At 67.4% G+C, this 7168-nt stretch carries 4 protein-coding genes and 1 pseudogene; 3 read left to right on the top strand and 2 right to left on the bottom strand.

Going from position 1 to position 7168, the window contains the following annotated elements:
• Positions 1–105: 105 nt before the first annotated feature.
• The 3 genes and pseudogenes from AC4PWQ_RS02450 to AC4PWQ_RS02440 form a co-directional block, all read left to right on the top strand.
• Positions 106–1540, top strand: a pseudogene (locus tag AC4PWQ_RS02450) (cysteine--tRNA ligase); the annotation flags it as partial.
• A gap of 82 nt (positions 1541–1622) precedes the next feature.
• A complete protein-coding gene (gene rlmB, locus AC4PWQ_RS02445) occupies positions 1623–2612 on the top strand; it encodes a 23S rRNA (guanosine(2251)-2'-O)-methyltransferase RlmB (protein WP_371174595.1) in 990 nt (329 codons plus the stop codon).
• 444 nt (positions 2613–3056) lie between these two features.
• Positions 3057–4340 carry an adenylosuccinate synthase gene (locus tag AC4PWQ_RS02440; protein ID WP_492089677.1) on the top strand — a complete coding sequence of 428 codons (1284 nt, stop codon included), beginning with the start codon at positions 3057–3059 and terminating at the stop codon, positions 4338–4340.
• Between the two features lie 217 nt (positions 4341–4557).
• Here AC4PWQ_RS02440 and AC4PWQ_RS02435 read toward each other — a convergent pair whose 3' ends face one another.
• Positions 4558–5475 (bottom strand): hypothetical protein, encoded by a 918-nt coding sequence (locus AC4PWQ_RS02435; RefSeq protein ID WP_492089676.1) that lies wholly within the window; start codon positions 5473–5475, stop codon positions 4558–4560.
• A gap of 435 nt (positions 5476–5910) precedes the next feature.
• Entirely contained in the window at positions 5911–6756 is an 846-nt protein-coding gene (locus tag AC4PWQ_RS02430) for a hypothetical protein (RefSeq protein WP_492089675.1), read from the bottom strand.
• Between the last annotated feature and the right edge of the window lie 412 nt (positions 6757–7168).

Here is a 7168-nt window from a genome sequence, read left to right as displayed (position 1 = left end):
TGTTGTGCTGTACTTGGTTCGGTTGTGCAACCGATATCCGCGAAACCGCCTACCGTGACAACGAGTCTCTTGGGACCCATAGACGTTTTTCGTGCGCCGCTTCATATCGTGCGCAACGTGACGGACATTGACGATCTTGGCGAAGTCCGCGCAGGCCGGGCGCCGCTGGTGGGAGTGGGCCTACCGTTTCGAGCGGGAGTTCACAGCCGCCTACGACGCGCTGGGCGTGCTGCCGCCCACCTACGAGCCGCGCGCCACGGGCTACGTGGGCGAGATGGTGGCGTTGATCGGGGAGCTGATCGAGGCGGGCCACGCGTACGTGGGCAACCCGGGCAACGTCTACTTTGATGTGCCGTCCTTCCCGCAGTACGGGGCGTTGACGAACCAGGGCGGGGACGATGCCACGCAGGCCAGCGAGGACGGCGAGGGCGACAAGCGTGACCCGCGCGATTTTGCGCTGTGGAAGGCCGCGCGCCCGGGTGAGCCGGCCGACGCCGCCTGGGACACGCCGTGGGGCAGGGGACGCCCGGGGTGGCACCTGGAGTGTTCGGCGATGAGCCGCCGCTTCTTGGGCCCGGAGTTCGATATTCACGGGGGCGGCATCGACCTGCGCTTCCCGCACCACGAGAACGAGATGGCGCAGTCGCGGGCGGCCGGGGACGGTTCGGCGCGTTTCTGGCTGCACAACGCGTGGGTGACGATCGCGGGGGAGAAGATGAGCAAGTCGCTCGGTAACTCCCTGGTGGTGGAGCAGATTCTGCGCCAGCACAGCGCGGCAGTGGTGCGTTTGGCGTTGGTGAGCGTGCACTACCGCTCGACGGTGGAGTATTCGGAGGAGACGCTGGCGCGCGCAGCGACCGTGTGGGAGCGCCTGCGCGGTTTTGTGGAGCGCGCTGCCGAGTTGGATGAGTCGGTGGCCGCCCCCTTGATGGGGGAGCGGGTGGCCGACGCTGCCGCAGTGTCCGCCCCCATTGAGCAGCGTGGCTTTGGCGAGCCGGGTGGCTCCGGGGTTGGCGGCCCAGATGGTGCGGGCAGCGGCTGGGCTGGTCTTGAGGGCAGCCGGGAGGCGGCTGCCGTGAACGTGGGCGCCGGGGAGGGCGCGGGCGCGGGCGCCGAGAGGGCGAGCGCGGTGCCGTTCCCGCAGGCGTTCGCGGCCGCCATGGACGACGACCTGAACGTGTCCGCCGCGCTCGCGGTGGTGCACGAGCGGGTGCGCGAGGGCAACTCGGCGCTGGCGGCGGGGGATGCCGCCAGCGCCGCCCGGGCCGCCCGCGAGGTCCGGGTCATGCTGGAGGTGCTGGGGCTGGACCCGCTCTCCGAGCAGTGGCGCGGGCAGGCCGCGGCCACGGGCGCTACGCAGTCCCAGCCGCGCGAGCGCGCCCTCATGACGCTGGTTAAGCACGCCCTGGAGGAGCGGATTGCGGCGCGTCGCGAGAAGAACTGGGCCTTGGCGGACGCGGTACGCGACCGGTTGAGCGCCGCCGGTATCGTGGTGGAGGACTCGCCCAGCGGGCCGCGCTGGCACGTAGACGAGAGTTGATTAGCCCCGGCCCCGGCCGGGCAGTGACTAACTAAGTAATGTGGACGGCAGGGAAAGCGTCGTCCAACTGCAAGGAGAAGTAATGGCTGGAAACTCCCAGCGGCGCGGCGCCGTGCGCAAGGACGGCTCCAAGAAGGGCGCGCACAAGGGCACCGGCGGGCACGCCCGCAAGAAGCTGGAGGGGCGCGGCCCCACCCCGAAGGCTGAGGACCGCGCATATCACCCGGCCGCGCGCGCCAAGGCGAGGGCGGAGAAGCGGGCGCGTGACGCGAAGTCCGTGGAGGGCATGCGCTCCCCGCGCCTGCGTCCGGGCCTGAAGCCGAAGGCGGGCAACGAGCTGATCAGTGGCCGCAACCCGGTTAGCGAGGCCGTGCGGGCCGGCATCCCGATCCAGCGGGTGCTGATGGCGCCCGGCGGCGTGAGCGACGACCGGGTGGCTGAGGTGGTCCGTGAGGCCGCCGCCCAGGGCGCGCCGGTGATCGAGGTGACGCGCGGTGAGCTGGACAAGCTGACCGACGGCGCGGTGCACCAGGGCGTGGCCGTGGAGATCCCCGGCTACGAGTACGCCAGCGCCCTGGACCTGTTGGAGGCGGCCGACGCTGCCGGGCACGCCCCCCTGATCGTGGCGCTGGACGGCGTGACCGACCCGCACAACCTGGGCGCGGTGCTGCGGTCGGCGGGCGCGTTCGGGGCCGACGGGGTGCTGATCCCCTCGCGCCGCAGCGCCTCCATGAACGCCACCGCCTGGAAGGTCAGCGCCGGCGCGGCCGCGCGCGTGCCGGTGGCGATGGCCACCAACCTGACTCAGGAGCTGGAGCGGCTGAAGGAGGAGGGCTGCTTCGTGGTGGGCCTGGACGGCGGCGGGGACGTGATGGTGCGCCAGCTGGAGCTGGCCACCTCCCCGCTGGTGTTGGTCACCGGCAGCGAGGGCAAGGGCCTGTCCCGCCTGGTGCGTCAGGCGTGCGACGCGATCGTCTCCATCCCGATCGCCGCGTCCGTGGAGTCCCTCAACGCCGCCGTGGCGACGGGGATCGCTCTGTACGAGGTCGCCCAGGCGCGCGCCGCAGAGTAGAGCTTGCTGGCACGGGCTACCGGGAGGTGGTCCGCAGCGGGTCCCGGGTGGGCGGCTGGTTTCCCAGCCGCCCACCCGGCTTTTGCCCGGGGAGCCTGTGGGGTTCAACGCGAGCGGCGTGCCTGCGGTCGCCCACCTACGGTCATGCCCGGGGGAGCCCTTCGCGTCGGCGCCTAGCGCGGCGCGGGGGCAGGCAGCACCCCCGCCCCGGCCCCGGCGGGCGTGGCGCGCGAGCGCTTTTGTAAGGCCCATCCCACGGCCGCCCACTCCCCGGCCCCGGGCCCCTCAACTACACTCATGCCTGGGAAAAGGTGCCCGGTGCCCGGCCTCCAATCGAGGGGGCGCCGGGAGGAGCGTCGGGCACGAATCCCCGCCCAGCCGCACGGCATTGCGGCCAGGGAAAGCCCAACCTGCGCCGCCCTCCGTGGCGCAAAAGGAGAAAACATGCCCGCAGTGATCGTGCTCGGTGCCCAGTGGGGCGACGAAGGCAAGGGCAAGGCAACGGACCAGCTAGGTGCCGACGTCGACTACGTGGTCAAGTTCAACGGCGGCAACAACGCAGGCCACACAGTTGTGATCAACGGTGAGAAGTACGCCCTGCACCTGCTGCCCTCGGGAATCCTCTCCCCGGGGGTCACTCCGGTCATCGGCAACGGCGTGGTGGTAGACCTAGAGGTGCTCTTCGACGAAATCACCCACCTGGAGGCGCGCGGTATCGACTGCTCTCGCCTGCGCATCAGCGCAGACGCGCACGTGATCCCCTCATACAACCGCACTTTGGACCGTGTCACCGAGCGGTTCTTGGGAGCCCGCCAGATCGGCACCACCGGTCGCGGCATCGGGCCCACCTATGCGGACAAGATGAACCGCGTGGGTATCCGCATTCAGGACCTCTTTGACGCCTCCATCCTGGCGCAGAAGGTGGAGGGTGCCCTGGAACAGAAGAACCACCTGCTGGTAAAGATCTTCAACCGCCGCGCCGTGGACCCCAAGGCTGTGACCGAGGAACTGCTCAAGTACGCCGACCGCGTGCGCCCGATGGTCGTGGACGCCTCCGCCCTGCTCAATGACGCCCTTGATGCAGGCAAGACCGTCCTGTTTGAGGCGGGGCAGGCAACGATGCTCGACGTCGACCACGGCACCTACCCGTACGTGACGTCGTCCTCTGCGACCGCCGGTGGCGCGTGCACTGGCAGCGGCGTGGGCCCCACCCGCATTGACCGCGTGGTGGGAGTAGTCAAGGCCTACACCACGCGGGTTGGTGAGGGCCCCTTCCCGACCGAGCTGCTGGACGAGGTGGGCGACGGCCTGCGCGCCAAGGGCGGAGAGTTCGGCACCACAACGGGCCGTCCGCGCCGCTGCGGCTGGCACGACGCCGTGGTAACCCGCTACGCGACGCGAGTCAACGGCCTGACGGACCTGGTACTGACCAAGCTCGACGTGCTGACCGGCTACGAGCGCATCCCGATCTGTGTGGCCTACGACGTTGACGGCGTGCGCATGGATGACATGCCGATGGATGAGACCTCCTTCCACCACGCCAAGCCAATCTACGAGGAAATGCCTGGTTGGACCGAGGACATCACCGGGGCGCGCACCTTTGAAGAGCTGCCCAAGGCCGCGCAGGATTACGTGCTTCGCATCGAGGAACTGGGCCGGTGCCGCGTCAGCGCCATCGGTGTGGGTCCGGGCCGAGAGGCCACCATCTCCCGTTTCCCTCTGCTGTAGGCAAGAGCCAGCTGGGGAGGACCTAAGGGCTTGGGGGTGACGGTCGTTTGACCGTCACCCCCAAGCCCTTAGCTGTGCGAAAAGTCTGGCGGCGACGATGTCCCTAGCTGTGGAGCGCGCCCCTAGCCCAAGCTGTGCGGGAGGGCTGGAAGTTCGCGTTAACTAGCCCCGGGGGCGGCGTGTGGCCGCCCCCGGGATGGTCCATGTTGTCCCTTGGTCAGCCCTGCGGCGGGTATGGCTGCTGCGGGGGCATCGGCTGCTGGGGCTGAGCCGGGTACGGCTGCTGGGCCGGGTAGCCCTGCTGCGGCGCCACGGGCTGCTGGGGCTGAGCCGGGTACGGCTGCTGAACCGGGTAGGCCTGCTGCGGCGGGAAGTGGTGCGCTGCCTGGGGCTGAGAGCCCTGAGGTCCTGCCTGGCCAGGGCCGTATGAGTTGGGAACCGGATAGGGCTGAGCCAAGGCAGCGGCGGCGGCCTTCTTCTTGTTGTTCATGATGAAGAAGGCAGCTACACCACCTCCAACCAACAAGACACCGCCTACCAGGAGGATCCACAGCAAGTAGTCGCTCTTGCTAGGGATCATCGAGGCCACAATGGTGCCGCCCTGCTGGAAGTCCTCAAATTTGGAGATGGTCACCTTGTTGCCATCGATGGAACCGATCGTGGATTCGCTTACCTTGCCTGGGAAGGTCATGGTGAAAGAGAAGTCGAGCTGGTTCAGGAAACCTTCCACCCGATCCATTTCGGGATCGTTGAACGTGGAACCGTCGATTGTCACCCTTACGGTGTCGCCCTCGAAAACGATCCCCATCCCGTCGGCGGTATCGACCGGCACACTCTGCGCCGTCAGCTTGCAAACTGGTGCGGTGTCGGTACCGACGTTCTCCATGGTGAAGCTACCTTCGGGCAGCGACTGGGAAGACTCTTCAAACATCGAAGCGCAGAAAGCCTCAGGGTCGTTCGAGCCGTCTATGCCGTACATCTCGTGGAGGTCAACCTCATACACGATGTCCACGGTTTTATCGACGTTCAGGCCGATGTCCATTTTGATTGAGCAAGAAGAAAGCAGTAGTGCGACTGGCAGCAGCACAGCAGCCAGAATTCGATTGCGTTTGCGCGTCTTGATACCTGTTGCCATACGCGGATTATGCCGCACGGGCTTCTAGCGTGGCAGGCGGTTAGAGCGGCGTTTTGGGCATCGCTTCAGGAGTGTGCCGCCGTGTGCCGGCAGGAGGCTCCTACCCCGGTGAGGGTGTGGCGTGGGCCCAGTTGAGCCTCGAACACGGCTGGGCTCCGGGTGTGTTGAACCCCGCGCACGGTTGATCCCAAGGGGCAGGCCCTTTAGGGGGGGGTCAGTTCACTTGAGGCGGCGCGATGAGGGTCGCAGTCCAGGTTGCCGACACTGCCTTGGCGTCCGCCACAGCGAGGCGGCGCGATCAGGGGTGCGGTGGTTGGTGGAGCGTGGTGGCGAAGCGGTGGCTGAAAAAGGTTGTCCGGGACGGCCAGTGGCCGTCCCGGACAAACCGAGAAACCTGCGCTATTCACCGCGCATGGTGTTTAGGGAAGCCGCTGCTCAGCCCTGCGGCGGGTAAGGCTGCTGCGGGGGCATCGGCTGCTGCGGGGGCATCGGCTGCTGCGGGGGCATCGGCTGCTGCGGCTGGGTCGGGTAGCCCTGCTGCGGGGCCATCGGCTGCTGCGGCTGAGCCGGGTAACCCGGCTGGGCACCCATCGGGTAGGCGGCCGGGGCCTGCGCGGCCTGGGCCTTCTTCTTGTTCACCAGCACGACGGCAACCACACCGCCCACGGCAACCAGACCACCGATGGTCAGCAGGATCCACATCAGGTTGCCGCCACCGACACCGGAGGAGGTCATGGAGGCAACGATCGTGACGCCCTTGGCCAGGTCCTCAACGTTGTTGATGGTGACCTTGTTGCCGTCGATCTCACCAACGCTGGCCTCGCTGACCGGGCCCGGGAAGGTGAAGGACATGGAGAACTTGATCTCGCCGCCCAGCATGCCCAGCTGGCCGGTCATGTCAGAGAACTGGTTGCCCTCGATCGTGACGGTGACCTTGTCACCCTCGAACTTGAAGCCAGAACCGGCGTCTTCGGTGGAGATGCCCTTGGCGGTCAGCTCACACTTCGGGGAACCCTCTCCACCCAGGTCCTTGACCTCGATGGTCGCGCCCTTGAGCTGAGCGGTGGACTCGAAGCTCTCCTGCATGCCGGAGCAGAAGTTCTCCATGTCGGGGAAGCCAGCCAGCTCGGGAGCGTCAACGAAGAACGTGAAGTCCAGGGACTTGTCGGTGTTGATGGTCCAGTCCGCCTTGACCTCACAGGCCGAAAGCAGGAGGGCGACGGGGAGCAGAATCGCAGCCAGAATGCGGTTGCGCTTGCGGGATGAAGTGCTGTTATTCATGCGGCAAGTATCTCACGTCACAAACAGGCGCGGGCTTATGGGTGTGGATAGTGACGTGTTTCCCTGCGGACTAAGGCGCTGGGAAAGCCGGCCCGGACGGACCCCTGCTATCCGGGCCCGTCGCCCGGACCAGCGTTGCCGACCACTCTCGGGTGGCTCCTGCCAATCCCGTTGCTCGCTCGGGCATGCCGTCGTTGCGAGCGTGGGGAGGCGGGCGGGTGAGCAGATGCGTGCCCGGGTTCGTGGTGGCCGTCGTCGCGAACTCGGGGGGCGAGCGTGCGCAAACAGTTGAGCCCTTATTGCAGCTCCCGAGCCTTTGCTGTAGCTCCTGAGCCTTTGGGCGACCTATTGGTCCGTTAATCGGCGTCGTAGCGCCACAAGAGGTGCAAGAACGCAGCAACCGCTACAACAA

The organism is Buchananella sp. 103232, from assembly GCF_058725725.1.
The sequence above is the reverse complement of the archived record's forward strand: the minus strand, read 5'-3'. Positions and strand labels throughout refer to the sequence as shown.